At 69.0% G+C, this 20,466-nt stretch carries 22 protein-coding genes; 12 read left to right on the top strand and 10 right to left on the bottom strand.

The window, feature by feature from the left end; all coding sequences use genetic code 11:
- Positions 1-143: 143 nt before the first annotated feature.
- Both ACW4TU_RS29185 and ACW4TU_RS29180 read left to right on the top strand, forming a co-directional pair.
- Positions 144-569, top strand: coding sequence for a nitronate monooxygenase (locus tag ACW4TU_RS29185; RefSeq protein WP_457430370.1), 426 nt, complete (start codon positions 144-146; stop codon positions 567-569).
- A 72-nt stretch (positions 570-641) separates the two neighbouring features.
- On the top strand, positions 642-1,478 hold the full coding sequence (locus tag ACW4TU_RS29180; protein WP_457430368.1) for an alpha/beta hydrolase: 837 nt from the start codon (positions 642-644) through the stop codon (positions 1,476-1,478).
- A gap of 65 nt (positions 1,479-1,543) precedes the next feature.
- Here ACW4TU_RS29180 and ACW4TU_RS29175 read toward each other — a convergent pair whose 3' ends face one another.
- Complete coding sequence (locus tag ACW4TU_RS29175) at positions 1,544-1,825, bottom strand: DEAD/DEAH box helicase family protein (RefSeq protein ID WP_457417854.1); 282 nt, start codon at positions 1,823-1,825, stop codon at positions 1,544-1,546.
- 13 nt (positions 1,826-1,838) lie between these two features.
- Between ACW4TU_RS29175 and ACW4TU_RS29170 the strand changes: the two genes are divergently transcribed.
- The 3 genes from ACW4TU_RS29170 (at position 1,839) to ACW4TU_RS29160 (ending at position 2,953) form a co-directional block, all read left to right on the top strand.
- Positions 1,839-2,132: an ATP-binding protein gene (locus ACW4TU_RS29170; protein WP_457417852.1), complete on the top strand. Its 294-nt coding sequence runs from the start codon at positions 1,839-1,841 to the stop codon at positions 2,130-2,132.
- Between the two features lie 71 nt (positions 2,133-2,203).
- Positions 2,204-2,503: a hypothetical protein gene (locus ACW4TU_RS29165; RefSeq protein ID WP_457417850.1), complete on the top strand. Its 300-nt coding sequence runs from the start codon at positions 2,204-2,206 to the stop codon at positions 2,501-2,503.
- Positions 2,504-2,617: 114 nt separating this feature from the next.
- On the top strand, positions 2,618-2,953 hold the full coding sequence (locus ACW4TU_RS29160) for a hypothetical protein (RefSeq protein WP_457417848.1): 336 nt from the start codon (positions 2,618-2,620) through the stop codon (positions 2,951-2,953).
- 12 nt (positions 2,954-2,965) lie between these two features.
- Here ACW4TU_RS29160 and ACW4TU_RS29155 read toward each other — a convergent pair whose 3' ends face one another.
- Both ACW4TU_RS29155 and speB read right to left on the bottom strand, forming a co-directional pair.
- On the bottom strand, positions 2,966-4,651 hold the full coding sequence (locus ACW4TU_RS29155; protein WP_457417846.1) for a thiamine pyrophosphate-binding protein: 1,686 nt from the start codon (positions 4,649-4,651) through the stop codon (positions 2,966-2,968).
- Positions 4,648-5,661, bottom strand: coding sequence for an agmatinase (speB, locus tag ACW4TU_RS29150; RefSeq protein WP_457417844.1), 1,014 nt, complete (start codon positions 5,659-5,661; stop codon positions 4,648-4,650). Before speB ends, ACW4TU_RS29155 begins: the two co-directional genes overlap by 4 nt.
- Positions 5,662-5,916: 255 nt before the next feature.
- On the opposite strand from speB, the gene ACW4TU_RS29145 reads away from it, so the two are divergent.
- On the top strand, positions 5,917-6,711 hold the full coding sequence (locus ACW4TU_RS29145; RefSeq protein WP_457417842.1) for a phosphatase: 795 nt from the start codon (positions 5,917-5,919) through the stop codon (positions 6,709-6,711).
- Between the two features lie 21 nt (positions 6,712-6,732).
- Here ACW4TU_RS29145 and tesB read toward each other — a convergent pair whose 3' ends face one another.
- From tesB to ACW4TU_RS29130, 3 genes are all read right to left on the bottom strand, one after another.
- Entirely contained in the window at positions 6,733-7,614 is an 882-nt protein-coding gene (gene tesB, locus ACW4TU_RS29140; RefSeq protein WP_457417840.1) for an acyl-CoA thioesterase II, read from the bottom strand.
- Positions 7,615-7,791: 177 nt separating this feature from the next.
- Positions 7,792-8,949, bottom strand: coding sequence for an acyl-CoA dehydrogenase family protein (locus ACW4TU_RS29135; RefSeq protein ID WP_164406893.1), 1,158 nt, complete (start codon positions 8,947-8,949; stop codon positions 7,792-7,794).
- A 96-nt stretch (positions 8,950-9,045) separates the two neighbouring features.
- On the bottom strand, positions 9,046-9,642 hold the full coding sequence (locus ACW4TU_RS29130) for an SACE_7040 family transcriptional regulator (RefSeq protein WP_457417837.1): 597 nt from the start codon (positions 9,640-9,642) through the stop codon (positions 9,046-9,048).
- Between the two features lie 119 nt (positions 9,643-9,761).
- Here ACW4TU_RS29130 and ACW4TU_RS29125 point away from each other — a divergent pair, with 119 nt between their 5' ends.
- From ACW4TU_RS29125 to ACW4TU_RS29110, 4 genes are read left to right on the top strand one after another with little or no spacing between them, the layout of a single operon-like run.
- A complete protein-coding gene (locus ACW4TU_RS29125) occupies positions 9,762-11,378 on the top strand; it encodes a carboxyl transferase domain-containing protein (RefSeq protein ID WP_457417835.1) in 1,617 nt (538 codons plus the stop codon).
- Positions 11,379-11,384: 6 nt separating this feature from the next.
- The gene (locus tag ACW4TU_RS29120; RefSeq protein ID WP_457417833.1) at positions 11,385-13,364 is read left to right on the top strand and encodes an acetyl/propionyl/methylcrotonyl-CoA carboxylase subunit alpha; all 1,980 of its coding nucleotides are present in this window, start codon (positions 11,385-11,387) and stop codon (positions 13,362-13,364) included.
- The gene (locus tag ACW4TU_RS29115; RefSeq protein WP_457417831.1) at positions 13,361-14,338 is read left to right on the top strand and encodes a hydroxymethylglutaryl-CoA lyase; all 978 of its coding nucleotides are present in this window, start codon (positions 13,361-13,363) and stop codon (positions 14,336-14,338) included. The genes ACW4TU_RS29120 and ACW4TU_RS29115 overlap by 4 nt, the downstream gene beginning before the upstream one ends.
- A 6-nt stretch (positions 14,339-14,344) precedes the next feature.
- Positions 14,345-15,517 carry an acyl-CoA dehydrogenase family protein gene (locus tag ACW4TU_RS29110; protein ID WP_457417829.1) on the top strand — a complete coding sequence of 391 codons (1,173 nt, stop codon included), beginning with the start codon at positions 14,345-14,347 and terminating at the stop codon, positions 15,515-15,517.
- Here ACW4TU_RS29110 and ACW4TU_RS29105 read toward each other — a convergent pair.
- Both ACW4TU_RS29105 and ACW4TU_RS29100 read right to left on the bottom strand, forming a co-directional pair.
- Entirely contained in the window at positions 15,474-16,154 is a 681-nt protein-coding gene (locus ACW4TU_RS29105; RefSeq protein WP_457417827.1) for a biliverdin-producing heme oxygenase, read from the bottom strand. The genes ACW4TU_RS29110 and ACW4TU_RS29105 overlap by 44 nt on opposite strands.
- Positions 16,151-17,278 (bottom strand): polyprenyl synthetase family protein, encoded by a 1,128-nt coding sequence (locus ACW4TU_RS29100; RefSeq protein ID WP_457417825.1) that lies wholly within the window; start codon positions 17,276-17,278, stop codon positions 16,151-16,153. Before ACW4TU_RS29100 ends, ACW4TU_RS29105 begins: the two co-directional genes overlap by 4 nt.
- A 308-nt stretch (positions 17,279-17,586) precedes the next feature.
- Between ACW4TU_RS29100 and ACW4TU_RS29095 the strand changes: the two genes are divergently transcribed.
- Entirely contained in the window at positions 17,587-18,537 is a 951-nt protein-coding gene (locus ACW4TU_RS29095; protein WP_457417823.1) for an RpnC/YadD family protein, read from the top strand.
- A gap of 78 nt (positions 18,538-18,615) precedes the next feature.
- Here ACW4TU_RS29095 and ACW4TU_RS29090 read toward each other — a convergent pair whose 3' ends face one another.
- Positions 18,616-19,233, bottom strand: a complete 618-nt coding sequence (locus ACW4TU_RS29090; RefSeq protein WP_457417821.1) for a hypothetical protein — start codon at positions 19,231-19,233, stop codon at positions 18,616-18,618.
- A gap of 176 nt (positions 19,234-19,409) precedes the next feature.
- Here ACW4TU_RS29090 and ACW4TU_RS29085 point away from each other — a divergent pair, with 176 nt between their 5' ends.
- Complete coding sequence (locus ACW4TU_RS29085) at positions 19,410-19,820, top strand: Imm10 family immunity protein (protein WP_457417819.1); 411 nt, start codon at positions 19,410-19,412, stop codon at positions 19,818-19,820.
- Positions 19,821-20,105: 285 nt separating this feature from the next.
- On the opposite strand, the gene ACW4TU_RS29080 is transcribed toward ACW4TU_RS29085, so the two are convergent.
- Entirely contained in the window at positions 20,106-20,459 is a 354-nt protein-coding gene (locus ACW4TU_RS29080) for a hypothetical protein (RefSeq protein WP_457417817.1), read from the bottom strand.
- Positions 20,460-20,466 lie beyond the last annotated feature (7 nt).

The following is a 20,466-nucleotide window of genomic DNA, read 5'->3' as shown; positions in this document are numbered from 1 at the left end:
CCACGAACCGCGAGCCAGAGGAGTCCCGCCAGAAGGGGACCGTCGCTGCGGGGTTGAGCCGAAGCCCAGTACTTGTCATCGGTGAAGCCGGATGAGCTGCCCGACAGTACGGGGCGAGGCAGCCTCTTTGGCACCAACAAGGCATTCGGCTTGCCACAGGTGCTCATTCGGCAGCCTTTCTGTCACCAGATCGAGAGTCCGTCCAGCTGCCCGACCTGGTCGCCGCCGTCCGCCACGCCGTCGCCCTGCCCGTCATCGCCGCGTTCGGAATCGCCACCGCCGCCGACGTGACGGCCGCGCTGCGCGCTGGCGCGGTGGCCGCCATGGTTCGGCACCGTTCTGCTGCGCACCCAGGAGAGCGGACCCGACCGGGGCTCAGGCCGCTGCTGCGGCCGGCTGCCTCCGACGGACGCAGCCAAGTGGGCTTGGAGCCACACGGGGCCTGGACGAACAGGCGGGGCGCTACGGCTGGAGCGTCCATCCCTCCTTCGGCAGTCGGCTCGTGTTGCCCCTTGCGTGATCAGCGACGAGCCTCCATCATCAGGAATCCTGATAATTTAAGTTTGTAGCGATGGGGTCCAGTCATGTCATTCAGGCCCAGAATCCAGGCCAGAGGGGTTCAGCTGCTGTTCGGCCGAATGATGAGCCGCGTACACAAGGACCTGCGCTTCACCGACATCCCGAAGCACACGGAATCCATCCGGGTGGAGACCGGCGCCGGACCGGTGACGTGCACCGTCTACCGCCCGTCGGCCGCCACCTCGGCCCCCGCCCCCGTGTACGTCAACTTCCACGGCGGCGGTTTCGTGATCGCCCGCCCCCAGCAGGACGACCACATCTGCCGCTACATAGCCGCCACGGCCGGCTGCGTGGTGATCAACGTGGACTACGCCGTCGCCCCGCAGAGGCCGTACCCCGCACCCGTCACCCAGGCATACGACGTCACCGCCTGGGTGGCCGAGAACGGCCCCGCCAACAACTGGGACGGCTCGCGACTCGCCGTGGGCGGACACAGCGCCGGGGCCAACCTGACCGCCGCGGTCTGCCGCACCGCTCGGGACCGCGGCACCTTCGCGCCCCGCCTCCAGATCATCGACTCCGCGCCGCTCGACCAGCTCGCCGACCCGGCCACCAAACAGTCACCCATCGCCAAGCCCCTGCTCACACCTCAGCTCATGCGGGTCTTCGCCGCCGCCTACGTCCCGGACCACGCCGACCGCACCCACCCGCTGGTGTCACCCGGACTGGCCGACGACCTCGCCGGACTGCCGCCCGCCCTGGTGATCACCGCCGAGCACGACCGCCTGCGCGACGAGGGCGACGCGTATGCCAAGGCCCTGGAGGCCGCCGGCGTTCCGGTCACCCACCGTTGCTTCGAGGGCGTCGACCACTACTTCACCCACACCGGCCCGGTACCGGCCGGGAAGGAAGCCATCGACCTGATGGCCACCACGCTGCGCACGGCACTCACCGCCTGACCGCTGACAGGGGCCGACAGTCCGCGTGACAACCGATGCCTTGGTGACACCTATCGTGCTTCGGCTCAGGGGCCCCAACTCTCGTCGACGTCGCCGCGTGCGTCGTCGAACTCCTGGTGCATGTAGTCGACGAGGTCCAGCCCGTAGCAGATGACGTCGGTCTTCCACATCGAGAGCACCGGATGCCCGGAGTTTCCCCGGCCTGCGGGAAGGTACCGGTGGGCGTACACCGGTACGAGCACCGGCACATCCGCGAGGTGGAGTCGTGCGGTGGTCAGGGCTGCCGTCTCATCGGACGGCAGCTCACTCCAGGCCTTGTACCAGAACCCGTATTGCTCGACGCTCAAGAGGACTCGCGAAGTGGCCGAAACGGCCGAGCTGTTGCTCTCGGAGCTGTTCGCCAACTCGCTCCGCCACGCTTCCAGCCCACCCGGCCGCGAGATCGGCCTCCGGTTCGCCACGTACGACGGACGCCTGCGCGTCGAAGTCTCCGACGCGAACAACGGTCGGCCCGCTCCCCGGCAAGCGAACCTCGAAGACGAAGGAGGCCGCGGCCTCACCCTCGTACAGGCCCTCGCGGACCGCTGGAGCTTCTGCCCCCAGCAGCACGGCATCGGAAAGGCGGCTTGGGCGGAACTGCTGCTTCCACAGTGAACGCCGCCCACGCGACGGTACTGTCGGAATCACCACACATCACACCGAACGGCACCCTGAGGAGATCCCCCGTGGCCGACGCCCCCATTCCGCCGCCGGATCACACGACCCCACCCGAGGACGCCGTCACTGTCAGCGTCACCTACACGGGCAGCGAAGCCGAAGTACTGCGCACGCTGGCCCTCCTGGAAGGGCGCACCCCGGAGGAGGTAGCGCTGGATCGCATCGCTCGCCGCGTCCCGCTGTCCTTCTCCTCGTCCTTTGGCGAGGACTCCGAAGCGATGGCCGCGCTGACGCGTGCGATGTTCGACGGCCCCCCCGACCTGGCAGCCAAGTCCGGCGATGAGCTATTCCAGGAAGGTGACCGTTGAAGCGTCACCAGTTCGCAGTCGCCGACACATCGGTCCTCCTCGCCATCTACAAACCGCAAGGACGCTCATCACGAGTCCGCTGTACGAGCTCTCTCCCTGGTCGAGCGGCTCGTAGTGTCACCACTGGTCCTGACCGAACTGGACTATCACCTCACGACGAAGATCAGTGGCAGGGCGGCGGCAGACGCTCTGGCCAGCATGCGTGCATGGGCGAGCACCGATCGGCTCCAACTCGTCGCCGTGGGGTGGCCGTTGCTGAGCGAAGCCGAGCGACTCATGCGTACGTACGCGGATCATGACGCCATCGGTATGACCGACGCGGTCAACGCCCTCCTGGCATGGACGTTTCATCAGCCTGTCGTACTGTCATTCGATCATCACTATCGGGATGTCATCGCACCCCGCACGGCATCCGAGAAGCCCTTGCACGTACTTCCGGTTAGCGAGTAGGACCTGTCCCCGTCAGCCCAAGTGCGTCGCCCCGAACATCCGCAGCACCGCCGGAAGCACCACCACCGACGGCCCCGGCTCCGCCAGCGCCTTCGCGAGGTCCGTCTCCAGCGTCTCCGGCGACGTTCGCGCCCCCGGTACCCCGAACGACTCCGCCAGCGCCACGAAATCCGGCCGCGCCAGTTCCGTCCCCGTCGTCTCCCCGAACGCGTCCGTCATGTACTCGCGCAGGATGCCGTAGCCGCCGTCGTCGACGATCAGCCACGTCACGTCGAGGTCGTACTGCCGGGCCGTCGCCAGCTCCGCGATGCCGTACAGGGCGCCGCCGTCGCCCGAGACCGCGAGCACCGGGTGCGTCGGGTCGGCCACCGCCGCTCCCAGGGCCGCCGGGAAGGCATAGCCGAGGCCGCCCGCGCCCTGGGCCGAGTGCATGGTGTTCGCGCCACGCGGGTCGAAGGCCGACCATGCCCAGTACGACAGGATCGTCATGTCCCAGAAGGAGGGGGCGCGGGGCGGCAGGGCTCTCCTGATCGACTTCAACAGGCCCTGTTCCAGGGTCAGTTCCTGGGCAGTGAGACGCGCGGCCACCCGGTCCAGTACTCCCCGAACCCGGTCCCCCGCCGACTCGTCCACCCTCACCGGCACCGTCTCCAGCAGCGCCTGCAGCGCCAGCCGAGCGTCCGCGTGGATGCCCAGCGCCGGGTGGTTGGACTCCAACTTGCCCAGGTCCGCGTCGACTTGGATGATCCGGCCGCGCGGCTTCAACGTGTGGTAGTGGGAGGAGAGTTCACCCAGTCCCGAACCGACCACCAGCAGGACGTCCGCGTCCTCCAGGAAGTCGGTCATGTGCCGGTCCTCCAGCCAGGACTGGAGGGAGAGCGGGTGCGTCCACGGGAACGCGCCCTTGCCGCCGAAGGTCGTCACCACCGGCGCCTGGAGACGCTCCGCCAGCGCCCTCAGCTTGCCCGACGCGTCCGACCGTACGACCCCGCCGCCCGCGATGATCGCCGGGCGCTCGGCGTTCGACAGCAAGTGGGCTGCCAGCGCTGTCAGTTCGGGGCGCGGGGGCAACTCCTCGGGGAAGGCGTCGCCGCCCGTCACCACGGGAATCAAAGTTTCCGCCATCAGTACGTCCTGGGGGATCTCCACCCACACCGGGCCGTGCGGGGCTGTGAGCGCCGACTTCCAGGCGTCGGCGATCACCGAGGGGATCTGGGACTGCGTACGGACCGTGTGAACCGACTTCACCACACCCCTGAACGACGCCTGCTGGTCCGGGAGTTCGTGGAGGTAGCCGTGCCTGCCGCCGCCCAGCCCCGCCGTCGGGATCTGGCTGCTGATCGCCAGGACGGGTGCCGAGGCCGCCGCCGCTTCCTGGAGTGCCGCGAGCGAGGTGAGCGCGCCCGGGCCCGTCGACAGCAGCAGCGGCGCCGCCTCCCCCGTGATCCTGCCGTACGCGTCCGCCGCGAACCCCGCGTTGTTCTCCACCCGTAGGCCGATGTACCGCAGGCCGGAGCGGCGCAGCGCGTCGAACAGGCCCAGGGCGTGCTGGCCCGGGAGGCCGAAGACCGTCGTCGTGCCGAGGCCGGCCAGCGTCTCCACGACCAGGTCTCCGCCGTTGCGGCCGGGAGGCGGGTTGAGCGCGGCCTCCGTCTGGGCGGCGGTCGGCTTCAGCACCAGGTCGTGGTCGTGGGTCACTTCGTTTCGCCGCCCTTGTTCTCGCCCTTGTCCCTGCGGGCCTCCGCGATCTGGCGGGACATGATCGTCGTCAGTTCGTACGCCGTGTGCGACGCCGCGACCGACGTGATCTCGGCGTGATCGTACGCGGGGGCGACTTCGACGACGTCCGCCGAGACCAGGTTGCAGGACGCCAGGCCCCGCAGGATCTCCAGCAGCTCGCGCGACGTCATACCGCCGGCCTCGGGCGTGCCCGTGCCGGGGGCGAACGCCGGGTCGAGGCAGTCGATGTCGATCGAGATGTAGAGCGGGCGGTCCCCGATCCGCTGGCGGAGCTGGTCGGCGACCTCGTCGACACCGCGCCGCATCACGTCCGCCGACGTCACGATCCCGAAGCCCATCTTCGCGTCGTCGTCCAGGTCCTGCTTGCCGTACAGCGGGCCGCGCGTGCCGACGTGCGAGAGGGCGGAGGTGTCGAGGATGCCTTCCTCCACCGCCCGCCGGAACGGCGTCCCGTGCGTGTACTCGGCGCCGAAGTAGGTGTCCCAGGTGTCGAGGTGCGCGTCGAAGTGGAGCAGCGCCACCGGGCCGTGCTTCTTCGCCACCGAGCGCAGGAGGGGCAGCGCGATCGTGTGGTCGCCGCCGAGGGTCATCAACCTCGCCCCCGTACCCAGCAGTTCGTCCGCCGCCGCCTCCACCGTCTCCACAGCCTCGTGGATGTCGAACGGGTTCACGGCGATGTCTCCGGCGTCCGCGACCTGGGCCAGCGCGAACGGTGACGCGTCCTGCGCCGGGTTGTACGGCCGCAGCAGCCGCGACGCCTCGCGGATCGCGTTGCCGCCGAAGCGGGCACCCGGCCGGTAGGAGACCCCCGAGTCGAACGGCACCCCGACCACGGCGACATCCGCGCGTCCGCCGACCTCGTCGAGGCGCGGCAGCCGCGCGAAGGTCGCGGGACCGGCGTACCTCGGGATGCGCGACGAGTCGACGGGGCCTCGGGGCGTCTCGTGCGCCTCGTAACTGCTGGTCATGCTGTTCTGCCTTCTTTTCGCGCCGGATGTGACCGGCGAACCGCTCGCACCGGAACAGGGTGGCCGGGACGGACCCAGGAAGTGTACTTTTCCTCCACTTTCCGCAGGCCGTACGGATGGAACGTCCATCATTTCCACCACCTCCATCATGCCCACCGCGCCGCACCCCTCCGTATTGCTGAGGTCGCGTGACCTGCGTCCCAGCGGTCGGGACGTCCGGGTGCTCGCGGTGTCGCCTGCCTCACAATGGGAGGCATGCCGATACCCGGGATTCCCAGCCGCGCCGAGCTTGTCGATCACCTTGTGAAAACCCGCATCGCGGGTGATGTCGCCACGCCCCGCGAGAACAACCTCTCCCACTACCGCAAGCTGGCGAACGGCGAACGGCACTACTGGCTCGGGCTGGAGCTGGGCGACCGCTGGAGCGACGAGCAGGACGTGCTCGCGGTGATGGCCGAGCGGGTCGGCGTGAACGACGATCCCGAACACCGGCACGGCCAGGACACCATCGACCCCGAGCTGACGGTCGCCGGGCTGGAGCGGCTCGCTGCCCGGCTGCGCAAGGCGGCCGACGGGCAGCAGCGGGTGCTGTTCGCGACCGGCCACCCGGGCGGTCTGCTCGATGTGCACCGGGCCACCGCCGACGCCTTGCGGGCCGCCGGCTGCGAGATCGTCGTCATCCCGGACGGTCTGACGACGGACGAGGGGTACGTGTTCCAGTTCGCGGACGTGGCGGTGCTGGAGCACGGGGCCTCGCTGTGGCACACGCACTCCGGCGAGCCGATGCGCGCGATCCTGACGGGCCTTGAGCGCGCGGGCCGCCCGCTGCCCGACCTGGTCGTCGCCGACCACGGCTGGGCGGGGTACGCGGCACAGCACGGAATCGACTCCGTCGGTTACGCGGACTGCAACGACCCGGCGCTGTTCCTGGCCGAGGCGGAAGGCACCCTCCAGGTGGCCGTTCCGCTGGACGACCATGTGACGAGCCCGCGCTTCTACGACCCGCTGACGGCGTTCCTGCTGAACGAGGCCGAACTGCTCGGCGAGTAGAAGCTCCTGATCAGGGGGTGCTCAGGGGGTGCGGGGGACCCTGATCACGCCCTCCTGGATGACCGTGATGGCCAGCTGTCCGTCCTGCGTGTAGATGCGGCCCTGGCCGAGGCCCCGGCCGCCGGACGCCGACGGTGACTCCTGGTCGTACAGCAGCCATTCGTCGGCGCGGAACGGGCGGTGGAACCACATCGCGTGGTCCAGGGAGGCGCCGACCACGTCGTTGACCGCCCAGCCGCCCCGTCCGTGCGCGAGCAGGATCGAGTCGAGCAGCGTGTAGTCGGAGACGTACGTGGCGAGGCAGACGTGGAGCAGCGGTTCGTCGACAGCGCCGCCGAGCTTGCCGTTCGTACGGAACCAGACCTGGGAGCGCGGTTCGCGGGGCTCGCCGAACCTGCCGTAGGGCGGGTCGTCGACGTAGCGGATGTCGACGGCCTCACGGGACTGCAGGAACTTCTCGACGACCGCCGTGTCCAGGTGCGCGTAGCGGGGGAGCTGTTCCTCGGCCGTGGGGAGGGTCGCCGGGTCGGGGGCGGCGGGCATCGGGGCCTGGTGGTCGAGGCCCTCCTCGTGCCGCTGGAAGGACGCGGAGAGGTGGAAGATCGGCTGCCCGTGCTGGACCGCGACGACGCGGCGCGTGGTGAAGGAACGGCCGTCCCGGATGCGGTCGACGGTGTAGACGATCGGCACACCGGGGTCGCCGGGGCGCAGGAAGTACGAGTGGAGCGAGTGAGCGGGGCGGTCCGGCGGGACCGTGCGCCCGGCGGCGACCAGTGCCTGCGCCGCGACCTGCCCGCCGAAGACACGCGGGACGATGGCGGGCCGGGACCGGCCGCGGAAGATGTTCTCCTCGATCTGCTCAAGGTCGAGGAGATCGAGGAGAGACTGAAGTGCCTGACTCATACAGTCATTTCTACGGGTCAGCAATTTCCGGGATCTTACGGGCCCATGTCCTTACAGGCCCGCAAGATCCCAGCCGTTCGATCCCAGCTGTGCGATTCCAGCCGTTCGATCCCAGCTGTGCGATTCCAGCTGTGCGATTCCAGCCGTGCGGATGTGCCTACAGGTATCCGCAGGTACCTACAGGCCCATGTCCTTGGCGATGATCGACTTCATGATCTCGCTGGTGCCGCCGTAGATCCGGTTGACGCGGTTGTCGGCGTACAGACGGGCGATCGGGTACTCGTTCATGAAGCCGTAGCCGCCGTGCAGCTGGAGGCAGCGGTCGATCACGCGGTGCGCGACCTCGGTGCAGAACAGCTTGGCGCTGGCGGCCTCGGCCGGGGTCAGCTCGCCCGCGTCCAGGGCCTCGGTCGCGCGGTCGGCGACGGCCTCGGCCGCGTCCACCTCGGCCTTGCAGGCGGCCAGCTCGAACTTGGTGTTCTGGAAGTGCGCGACCGGCTTGCCGAAGACGACGCGCTCCTGGACGTACTGCTGGGCGAACCGGACGGCCGCCTTGGCCTGCGCGTACGCGCCGTAGGCGATGCCCCAGCGCTCGGAGGCGAGGTTGTGGCCGAGGTAGTAGAAGCCCTTGTTCTCCTCACCGAGGAGGTTCTCGACGGGCACCTTGACGTCGACGAACGCCAGCTCGGCGGTGTCGGAGGTCTTCAGGCCGAGCTTGTCCAGCTTGCGGCCGATCGAGTAACCCTCGGACTTGGTGTCCACCACGAGGAGGGATATGCCGTGGCGGCGGTCCTCGGCGCTGGGCGCGTCGGTGCGGGCGCAGACGATCATCTGGTCGGCGTGGACGCCACCGGTGATGAAGGTCTTGGAGCCGTTGAGGACGTAGTGCGTGCCGTCCTCGCTCAGCTTGGCGGTGGTCTTCATGCCCGCGAGGTCGGAGCCGGTGCCCGGCTCGGTCATCGCGATCGCCCACATCTCCTCACCGGAGACGAACTTCGGCAGGTAGCGCTTCTTCTGCTCGTCGGTGGCCAGCAGCTTGACGTACGGCAGACCGAGCAGCACGTGCACACCGGAGCCGCCGAAGGACACACCCGCGCGCGCGGTCTCCTCGTACAGCACGGCCTCGAACTTGTACGAGTCGATGCCGGCGCCGCCGTACTCCTCGTCGACCCGGATGCCGAAGACGCCCAGCTCGGCGAGCTTGTAGTAGAACTCGCGCGGCGCCTGGCCGGCGGCGAACCACTCGTCGTAGACGGGAACGACCTCGGCCTCGATGAAGGCGCGAAGGGTCTCCCGGAACGCCTCGTGGTCCTCGTTGAACACAGTACGGCGCACCGCCGCCTCCTCGATTCGAACACCTAAGCGCTTGCTCAGATCAACCGTACCGGCGAGTACGAAGCCCCGTCCAGTGGAGTTGGGCCGTAACGCTCATCACTCCCCCGCTCCCGCCGCCGCGAAGGCACCCCTCGCCATCCGGTGCAGCAGGCCCGCCGTGACGCCCCGGCCCGGCAGCGCGCCCGGGCGGCCCAGGTGCGGGGTCGAGTTCAGGAGACCGAAGACCGAGTGGACGGCCGAGCGGGCGGTCGGTTCCGTCAGCGCCGGGTAGACCTCCCGGACCACCTCCACCCACAGCTCGACGTACTGCCGCTGGAGCTGGCGCACCAGCTTGCGGTCGCTGTCGCGCAGGCGGTCCAGTTCGCGGTCGTGGAGGGTGATCAGGGGGCGGTCGTCGAGGGCGAAGTCGATATGGCCCTCGATGAGGGAGTCGAGGAGCGCGCCGGGGTCTCCGCCGGCCTCCGACACCCGCCGCTTGCCGCCGGTCAGGAGCTGGCCGCTGATGCCGACCAGCAGTTCGGCGAGCATCGCGTCCTTGCCCGGGAAGTGGCGGTAGAGGCCGGGGCCACTGATGCCCACGGCCGCCCCTATCTCGTCCACGCCCACGCCGTGGAAACCGCGCTCGGCGAAGAGCCTCGCGGCCTCCTTGAGGATCTGTTCGCGGCGGGTCGGGGCGTCGGTTCTGGTGGCCATGCGATTGATTCTAGACACGGAGGTTAGCGGTCGTTAACCTGAGGGAAATACGTTAACGCTCATTAACCTGTCGCCCGCCGGGTGACCACTGGGCGACGACTGGCTGAGGGGACCGCAGGATGCAGGAGTCACCGGAGCTGCACAGCGCGGCGGACCCCGCGTCGGAGGCCTGGCGGGCCAACGAGGCGGCCCACCGTGCGCTGGTCGGGGAACTGCACGGCAAGCTGGCCGCGGCCCGGCTGGGCGGGGGCGAGAAGGCCCGGGCGCGGCACACCGCGCGCGGGAAGCTGCTCCCCAGGGAGCGCGTCGACCGACTCCTCGACCCAGGGTCGCCCTTCCTGGAAATCGCCCCCCTGGCCGCCGACGGGATGTACGAGGGACAGGCGCCGGCCGCCGGTGTGATCGCCGGAATCGGGCGGGTCAGCGGGCGTGAGTGCGTGATCGTCGCCAACGACGCCACCGTCAAGGGCGGCACCTACTACCCGATGACCGTCAAGAAGCATCTGCGCGCGCAGGAGATCGCCCTCGACAACCGGCTTCCGTGCATCTACCTGGTGGACTCCGGGGGCGCCTTCCTGCCCATGCAGGACGAGGTCTTTCCCGACCGTGACCACTTCGGGCGGATCTTCTTCAACCAGGCGCGGATGTCCGGCGCCGGGATTCCGCAGATCGCCGCCGTGCTCGGATCGTGCACCGCGGGCGGCGCCTACGTGCCCGCCATGAGCGACGAAGCGGTCATCGTCCGCAATCAGGGGACCATCTTCCTGGGCGGACCCCCGCTGGTGAAGGCCGCCACGGGTGAGGTCGTGACCGCCGAGGAACTGGGCGGCGGGGACGTCCACGCGCGCGTGTCGGGCGTCACCGACCACCTCGCCGAGGACGACGCGCACGCCCTGCGCATCGTCCGCAACATCGCCGCCACCCTCCCCGCGCGCGGGCCGCTCCCCTGGGACGTCGAGCTCTCCGTCGAGCCCAAGGTCGACCCCCACGGGCTCTACGGCGCGGTGCCCGTCGACTCCCGCACCCCCTATGACGTACGGGAGATCATCGCGCGCGTGGTCGACGGCTCCCGGTTCTCGGAGTTCAAGGCCGAGTTCGGGCAGACCCTGGTCACCGGCTTCGCGCGCATCCACGGGCACCCGGTCGGGGTCATCGGCAACAACGGCATCCTGTTCTCCGAATCCGCCCAGAAGGGCGCCCACTTCATCGAACTCTGCGACCAGCGCGGAATCCCCCTGCTGTTCCTCCAGAACATCTCCGGCTTCATGGTGGGCCGGGACTACGAGGCGGGGGGCATCGCCAAGCACGGCGCCAAGATGGTCACGGCCGTGGCCTGCACGCGCGTGCCCAAGCTGACGGTCGTGGTCGGCGGGTCCTACGGGGCCGGCAACTACTCGATGTGCGGCCGGGCGTATTCGCCGCGCTTCCTGTGGATGTGGCCCGGCGCCAAGATCTCGGTCATGGGCGGCGAACAGGCCGCGTCCGTCCTCGCCACCGTCAAGCGGGACCAGTTGGAGGCCCGCGGGGAGTCCTGGCCGGCGGCGGACGAGGACGCCTTCAAGGACCCGATCCGCGCGCAGTACGAGCGCCAGGGCAACGCCTACTACGCGACCGCCCGCCTCTGGGACGACGGGGTCATCGACCCCCTCGAAACCCGCCAGGTACTGGGTCTCGCGCTCACCGCCTGCGCCAACGCGCCACTGGGTGACCCCCAGTTCGGCGTCTTCCGGATGTGAGGACTCATGTTTGACACTGTGCTTGTCGCCAACCGGGGCGAGATCGCGGTCCGGGTCGTCCGCACCCTCCGCGCGCTGGGCGTGCGTTCGGTGGCCGTCTTCTCCGACGCGGACGCCGACTCGCGGCACGTCCGGGAGGCCGACACCGCAGTACGGCTGGGACCGGCACCGGCCGCCGAGAGCTATCTGTCCGTCGAGCGGCTCCTGGAGGCGGCTGCCCGCACCGGTGCCCAGGCCGTGCACCCGGGGTACGGCTTCCTCGCGGAGAACGCGGGCTTCGCGCGGGCGTGCGTCGATGCCGGGCTCGTCTTCATCGGGCCGCCCGCCGACGCGATCTCCCTGATGGGCGACAAGATCAGCGCCAAGGAGACCGTGAAGGCGGCCGGAGTACCCGTGGTGCCCGGCGGCCGTGACCCTGAACTCACTGCGGCTGCGCGGGAGTTGGGTGCTCCCGTGCTACTGAAGCCCAGTGCGGGTGGCGGCGGCAAGGGCATGCGGCTGGTCCGGGACCTCACCACCCTGGAGGAGGAGATCGCCGCCGCGCGGCGCGAGGCCCGCGCCTCCTTCGGTGACGACACGCTCCTCGTCGAACGGTGGGTGGACCGGCCCCGGCACATCGAGATCCAGGTCCTGGCCGACGCCCACGGAAACGTCGTGCACCTGGGCGAGCGGGAGTGTTCGCTCCAGCGGCGGCACCAGAAGCTCATCGAGGAGGCGCCCAGCGTGTTCCTCGACGAGCGGACCCGGGCCGCGATGGGCGAGGCGGCGGTCCAGGCGGCACGCTCCTGCGGGTACGAGGGCGCGGGCACGGTCGAGTTCATCGTCCCGGGCAGCGACCCCTCCTCGTACTACTTCATGGAGATGAACACCCGCCTCCAGGTCGAGCACCCGGTGACGGAGCTGGTCACCGGCCTCGACCTGGTGGAGTGGCAGCTGCGCGTGGCGGCGGCCGAGCCGCTCGGCTTCACACAGGAGGACGTACGGCTGACCGGGCACGCCGTCGAGGCCCGTATCTGCGCGGAGACGGTGTCCGTGCGGGCGGGTGCGCGCGGGTTCCTGCCGTCCGGCGGCACGGTGCTCGCCCTGCGCGAACCCTCCGGTGACGGCGTGCGCACCGACTCGGGGCTGACCGAGGGCACGGAGGTCGGTTCGCTGTACGACCCGATGCTGTCCAAGGTGATCGCGTACGGCCCGGACCGCCCGACCGCGCTCAGGAAACTCCGGGCGGCCCTCGCGGAGACGGTCACACTGGGCGTGCCGACCAACGCGGGGTTCCTGCGTCGGCTGCTGGCCCATCCGGCGGTGGTGGCGGGCGAGTTGGACACGGGGCTGGTGGAGCGCGAGGTCGACTCCCTCGTCCCGGACGGGGTGCCGGAGGAGGTCTACGAGGCGGCGGCGGCCGTACGACTGGAGGCGCTGCGGCCGAAGGCGACGGAGGGCGGCTGGACGGACCCCTTCTCGGTGCCCAGCGGTTGGCGGCTGGGCGGTACGCCGAAGCCGCTGCCCTTCGAGCTACGAGTGACGGGGCTTGAACCCGTCACCCACTTCCTCCACGGCGGCACGCACACGGTCACCGACGACCAGGTGTCCGTGGTCGTCGACGGCGTCCGCCACACCTTCCACCGCGCCGGCGACTGGCTGGGCCGCGACGGCGACGCCTGGCAGGTGCGCGACCACGACCCGGTGGCGGCGGCCCTCACCGCCACGGGCTCCGCGGGTGCCGGTTCCCTCACCGCCCCGATGCCCGGCACGGTGACGGTGGTGAAGGTGGCGGTCGGCGACGAAGTGGCCGCCGGCCAGAGCCTGTTGGTGGTCGAGGCGATGAAGATGGAGCACGTCATCACCGCCCCGCACGCCGGCACGGTCGCCGAGCTGGACGTCACCCCGGGGACGACGGTCGCCATGGACCAGGTGCTCGTCGTGATCACCCCTGCGGAGTCCCTGGCGGAGTCCCCTGTGGAGTCCTTGGCGGAGGAGGAGAAATGACGCTCCCCATGGTCGTACCGGCCCCGGGTCTGCCCGCGCGGGTCAGGATCCACGAGGTCGGCGCGCGGGACGGGCTGCAGAACGAGAAGGTGACCGTACCGACGGAGGTGAAGGCGGAGTTCGTCCGCCGACTGGCCGCCGCCGGCCTGACGACGATCGAGGCGACCAGCTTCGTCCACCCCAAGTGGGTGCCCCAACTGGCGGACGCGGAGCAGCTGTTCCCGCTCGTCAGCGATCTTCCCGTACGGCTGCCGGTGCTGGTCCCGAACGAACGCGGCCTGGACCGCGCCCTCGCGCTCGGCGCACGCCAGGTCGCCGTCTTCGCCAGCGCGACCGAGTCGTTCGCCAAGGCCAACCTCAACCGGACGGTCGACGAGGCGTTGGCGATGTTCGAGCCGGTGGTGGCCCGGGCGAAGGCGGAGAAGGCGGAGGTGCGTGGCTACCTCTCCATGTGCTTCGGCGACCCGTGGGAGGGCCCGGTGCCGGTCGGGCAGGTCGTCCGGGTGTGCGGGGCACTGCTGGACATGGGCTGCGACGAGTTGAGCCTGGGCGACACGATCGGCGTCGCCACCCCCGGCCATGTCCTGGAGCTGCTCTCCTCTCTCAACGAACAGGGCGTGCCGACGAACGTGCTGGGCGTGCACTTCCACGACACCTACGGTCAGGCACTCGCCAACACCCTGGCCGCGCTCCAGCACGGCGTCACCACCGTGGACGCGTCCGCGGGCGGTCTCGGCGGCTGCCCGTTCGCCAGGTCCGCGACCGGCAACCTGGCCACCGAGGACCTGGTGTGGATGCTCCAGGGCCTCGGCATCGAGACCGGGGTCGACCTCGGCAGCCTCGTCGCCACCAGCACGTGGATGGCCGACCAACTGGGCCGGCCGAGCCCGTCCCGCACCGTACGAGCCCTGTCCCACAGGGATGCGCAGGGCTCACAGGACTCACAGGCCTCACCGGATTCCCAGGAGCAGTGAAGGACCATGGACCACAAGCTCTCCCCTGAACTCGAAGAACTCCGGCGTACGGTCGAGCAGTTCGCGCACGACGTCGTGGCCCCGAAGATCGGTGCGTTCTACGAGCGGCACGAGTTCCCGTACGAGATCGTCCGCGAGATGGGCAGGATGGGCCTGTTCGGACTGCCGTTCCCCGAGGAGTACGGCGGTATGGGCGGCGACTATCTGGCGCTGGGCATCGCGCTGGAGGAACTGGCGCGGGTCGACTCGTCGGTGGCGATCACGCTGGAGGCGGGGGTCTCGCTGGGCGCGATGCCCATCCATCTGTTCGGCACGGAGGAGCAGAAGCGGGAGTGGCTTCCGCGGCTGTGCGCCGGCGAGATCCTGGGCGCGTTCGGCCTGACGGAACCGGACGGCGGCTCGGACGCGGGGGCGACGCGGACAACGGCCCGGCTGGACCCCGACACCGATGAATGGGTGATCAACGGTACGAAGTGCTTCATCACCAACTCGGGTACGGACATCACCGGCTTCGTGACGGTGACGGCGGTGACGGGCCGCAAGCCGGACGGCAGGCCGCTCATCTCCGCGATCCTCGTCCCGTCCGGCACGCCGGGCTTCACGGTGGCGGCGCCGTACTCGAAGGTCGGCTGGAACGCCTCGGACACCCGGGAGTTGTCGTTCTCGGACGTGCGGGTCCCGGCCGCGAACCTGGTCGGCGCGGAGGGGCGCGGCTACGCCCAGTTCCTGCGCATCCTCGACGAGGGGCGCATCGCGATCGCCGCGCTGGCGACCGGACTTGCCCAGGGCTGCGTGGACGAGTCGGTGAAGTACGCCAAGGAACGGCAGGCGTTCGGGCGTCCGATCGGCGCGAACCAGGCGATCCAGTTCAAGATCGCGGACATGGAGATGAAGGCCCACACGTCCCGCCTGTCCTGGCGGGACGCGGCCTCCCGGCTGGTGGCGGGGGACCCCTTCAAGAAGGAAGCGGCCCTGGCCAAGCTGTACTCGTCCACGATCGCGGTGGACAACGCCCGCGACGCGACCCAGATCCACGGCGGCTACGGCTTCATGAACGAGTACCCGGTGGCCCGGATGTGGCGCGACTCGAAGATCCTGGAGATCGGCGAGGGCACGAGCGAGGTGCAACGGATGCTCATCGCGAGGGAGTTGGGGCTGGGGATGGAGATGGCGGGCTGAGGCCGACGGAGAGGGCCCCGGTGATCGCGGCGGTGTGCCGGTAGGCGACACGGGCCGCCGCGACGACCTGGTCCTGCGCCTCGGGTTCGGCGAGGGCCTGGTTCATACGGGAGGTGAAGCGGGCCCAGCGGTCGCGGTCGCCGCTGGTGTAGTAGGCGACGCCGTCCGTGCCGGGCAGACGGTAGGCGGCGGTGACGTACGGGTGCAGGAAGAGGGCGCCGAGCGTCGAGCCCTCCACGACGTAGAGGTACCCGAGGAGCGCCGGGAGGTCGGACTTCTCGGCCCGCTGCCGTATCTCCGCCGCGAACGCTTCCCCCTCCTCGGCGGCCCAGGGGCCGGACGCGGTACCGAGGTTGGCGAAGTAGGCCAAGTCGCGCTCGACGAGGGGGAGTTTGACGAGGTCCGCCGACCAGACGGGGTCGGCGGCAGGCCCCGTAACCCGGTCGAGTTCACCTTCGAGGGCCGCCAACACCACGCGATAGGCGGCGAGTTGGCCGACGTACCGCTCCACGGGAAGTGTCCCGGCGATCATCGCGCTCGCGAAGGGGGTGGCCTCCAGTGCGTCATGCCAGTCGCGGGTGCTCGTACGCAGCCGCTCAACCATCGTGGGCCGGGCCGGAACCGGGGCCGTCGTCACGCGCCGCTCCGCTGCTGGAGCGTCTCGTGGAGACGGTCGATGAGGTGGCCCTTGCGTTCGATGGTGAGGTCGAAGTAGGCGGCGCTGCGGTCGGACCGGCATACGCGGTACACGCTCTCCTTGGCCTCACGCTTCAGCAGAACGGCTTCGGCGGCGAGCGCGAGGAGCGTCGACTCCAGTTTCGGATGACCGAGGACGTACGCCTTGAGCTGCTCACCAGCCAGAGGTGAGGAGTCCGGATCGAGCAGTTCGAGGAAGACCCGGTTGCTGAGCCCGTCGTAGTCCTCGTGGATCCTGCCCCCGCCGAACTCGGGCACGAAGTCGGTGAGGTCGTTGAACAGCTGGCTGGCCAGGCCGAGTTGGCGCATGGCGGCGTCCAGGGTGTACTGCTCGTCGTCGACGACGCGCAGACCCGCGAGGGCCGAGTCGAGCGGCATCCGGAAGAGCGTGCCGGTCTTGAGGGCGGCCAGTGACTCCCAGTAGGCCACGCGTTCTTCGAGCGGCGCGGCCAGCAACTGGGCGCGGGTCTCGGCCGTACGCGTGGACAGGTCGACGGCCTGCCCGGTGAAGCCGCTCTCGACGGCCCGCAGCAAGCTGTCCACGACAGCGGGGTCGGCCGCGTGCCGCAGGACGGCCGCGATCAGCCAGGACCCGGTGTTGAGCGCGAGGGGCACGCCATGGGTGACGTGGAGGGCGGGTTCGCCGTAGCGGACCTCGCTGCCGTCCTGGATGTCGTCGATGGCGACGAAGGCCTTCAACATGACCCGGACGGCCACGGCGGCCCGCCGGACGACGGCCAGGTCGGCGGCGGAGTCCCCGCCCCCGACCTCGTTCCCGATCTCATCGGGGAAGCCACGGTAGTTGCGGTAGGCCCAGTACACCATCGACGGCCGCAGCGGGGCCTGGTTGCCGCCGGGCGCCCCGGGGGTCGGCGGCAACGCCTCCTGGCCCACCTTGGACCCGACGGCATCGGCGACGGGTTCGTAGAGGGAGCGCCGCAGGGCGGACTCGTACACGGACTGCGCAGCGACTCCTGCGGGAGCGGTCAGCGAACCGAGAAACTCGGCCAAGTCGTCCTCCAGCAGAGCGGCGTCGCTCCGCACCACCCCCGCTACCTCATCCACCGCTTCCCCAGCCGCCTCCGCGACCCTCTCCGTGGCACCCATACCCGCCCCAGCCTCCACTTCCCGCTCCCGCCCCCGACCCCCGTCGACACCCAGAAGCGTGATCGCAACTGGCGCATTTCGCAAGGGAGTTCGAGGACAGCACGGTAACGGGTGTGGCGAAATCCGGCCTCCGGGCGCGCCTCACGGGCCCGCGCAGGCCTGGACGCATGCCCCTCTGGCAAATTCCAGAGGCAAAAGCCACTCATACGGCTGAACGCATCGCCTTGGCGCCGCGGAAACACATTCGCCCCGTTACGTTCCCTCGCATGGTCAGCTCACCGCACGAGGCGATGCACCAGATCTTCAGGGAGGACCCGGAGCTCTTCGCCCGAGCCCTTCCGAGGGCCGGCATCCCCTTCCCCAAACCCACGTCGATCCAGTTCCTGGACACCGATCTCACGGAGATCAAGCCCCTGGCACGCCGCGTGGACACCCTGTTACGGATCAGCACAGAGGACAACGACGGCTATCTGCTCGCCTTCGAGTCCCAGGGCAAACCGGACCAGGAGAAGCACAGCAGTTGGACGTACTACTTGGCCTACCTCTACGCCACGTACAAGGTGCCCACGATCCTGCTGGTGCTCTGCCGGGACAAGAACACCGCGTCCTGGGCCGCGAACCCGATCCGCATCGGCCTGCCCACCCACACCAGCATCGCGATCTTTCCCCTGGTCCTGGGCCCCGACAACCTGCCCACGATCATCGACCCGGACGAGGCGGAACAGGACATCCCCCTGGCGGTCCTCTCCGCACTCGCTCACGCCAAGGACCCGGCCCTCCCTGCGATACTGGAAGCTCTAGCGACGGCGCTGGCCAACGTCGGCGGCAATGCCTTGGACGACTGGGCGGAATACACCGAAATCGGCCTGGGTGACACCCCGGCCCGCGCACTCTGGAGGAACCTCGTGGCCATGCGTCCCAGCCGCTTCCCGGGTAGCGGCACCATCGTGGAGGAATACCGGATCAAGGGCTACACCGAGGGCGAAGCAGCGGGCAAGGCCAAGGGCGAAGCCGAGGGCCGGGCGAAGGGTGAAGCTGAAGGCAAAGCCAAGGGCCGCGCCCAGGACATCCTCCGCATCCTCGACCTCCGCGGCATCGACATCCCCGAAGCCGCCCGCGAACGCATCAGCGGCTGCACCGACCTGGACACTCTCGGCGCCTGGTTCGACCGGGCGCTCACAGCCGCCGACGCGGAAGAGCTGTTCGCCCAGGCATAGCCTCCGGGGCCGACACGTCCCGCGCGGCCAGAGTTCACCGGTGGCGCGGGACGGTTCCGCTTGGGGAACGACCTGGCATCACCACGCGCGCACTACAGCCTCGACCACCGCAAGTGGATCTCGGTCGTGCAACTGAGCGGCAACCACGCGCCGCAGCAAATCCCCTGCCAGCTTGAACGCCATCTCGGAAGACCCCACCTCATCGAACCCAGCGCGGTCAACGCGCAGCAGCCCGGCAGGCAGAGCCTCAGCCGCACTGTGCCCGACCAGCCCTTCGAGCGCGGCATCGGAGAAGTCACGCGGCAATCCGGCCACCAGCGGAGGACCGAGCTCACTACTGCACGCGGCAACCGCGCCAAGCCCCATCGGCTCACCGTACGGAACTTCGAACAGGGTCTTCGATGCCTGAGGCCCCAGCGAGAGCTCGGCTCCCAGCAGAGCCCGCATCGTCATGCCGCCAAATGCCCGGCTCAGTTCCACGACCGCCCTCACAACACGGCCAGGCTCGGACGATGCGGGACGTTCGCAGGACGTTACATGCGCACCAACGTATGCAGCAGAGGCCTCGTCCGTCCGCACTGCAGCACTACGAACGCCTTCCACGATGATCACCGCGGCTCCATTCCCCACGCGCGACGCCAGCTGTTGTTGAACATGCGGAAACTGATCGATCACTTCAGGCGTGTAGTTCTTCATCCTCCGACCCCCGCCCCGTCGACATGCAGAAGCGTGATCACAACTGACATGCTTCACAAGGGAGTTCGAGGACAGCACGGTAGCGGGTGTGGCGGAATCCGGCTCTACGACATCGTTTCCGACAGTGGTCGACCTGCCTTGCTGGGGCGCCCAGGTGTCCTGCTACAACAGCAGCCATGGCGCTGAGATTCACTGCTCGTGCAGTAATAGCAGAGGTCGACCTCGACAACGACGTGATGCAGGCGGGCGTCGCCGAGGACGAGGCCGGCGAGGGGTTCTTCCTGCTGTTCATGAGCAACATCCGTGAACTGTCCCGTCAGAACATGTCACTCGGGCTCGACAGTCACTGCGTCGTGACGCAAGCCCATGGAACCGCCTATGGCTGCGTCCGTGCGGTCACTTTGTCGGGCAGGCGGCTCACTGTGTCGCTGGATCCTGCCTCGCTGGGCGAACTGGGACTGGACGCCCCCGAGATCGAGGCAGAACTCGACGTGCCGGACGAGGATATCGAGCGAATGCGGGAGGTACTCGCCGAAGTGCTGGCGTTCGGGCGGGCAGACGCCCGTCCTCGGCACGTCGAACTATAGCTGCGCGTCCCTGGCGATAGCCGCCGACGGCCGATGAGGATGGCAGCCATGCCGACAAGGGCGAGGAAACACTCGGACTTTTGCCCGTAGCGGCGGTGCGGGCAAAAGGCTGCGACTGCCACCTGGGGCGCGCCCGCCATTCGGAGGAGCCGTCATCGGAATGGACCCGAACAACAAGGCTCCGCCGGGCCAGGGCTTCGGTCTGATAGCGGAGCACCAGCACGTGAGTCGCCGAGCGCTCCGGTCAGTCGTCTTCAGTAGGGAAGAGTCAGGGTTCGAATTTCTTCAGCGCTCAAGATATCCACTGCCGAGACCCAGGTATGTATCGTCATCATCAACGACACATACCCACCGCTCAGAAACTGCAGCCACGATTACTTTCGCCACCTCTAGCGCCTGGTAGTCGATTATGAAGCCGACCCATTTTCCGATTAGCTTCTCTATTAGAGAAATCTCGTCAGGCTCATACTCCCTCTCAAGTTCACCAGCCGAATCTGGTTCGATCCATGCGAGACCATCTGCGCACGAGACCAGTACGCACTCACCCTGAAACTCTGCGTCAATTCCTTTCCCGAGCAATTGATCGCAGATTTCCGCAGTAGTTACACCCCGCGCCACGCACACGATCAATGATTTCATGGAGCAA

The organism is Streptomyces kryoterrae (assembly GCF_054072135.1).
The sequence above is the reverse complement of the archived record's forward strand: the minus strand, read 5'-3'. Positions and strand labels throughout refer to the sequence as shown.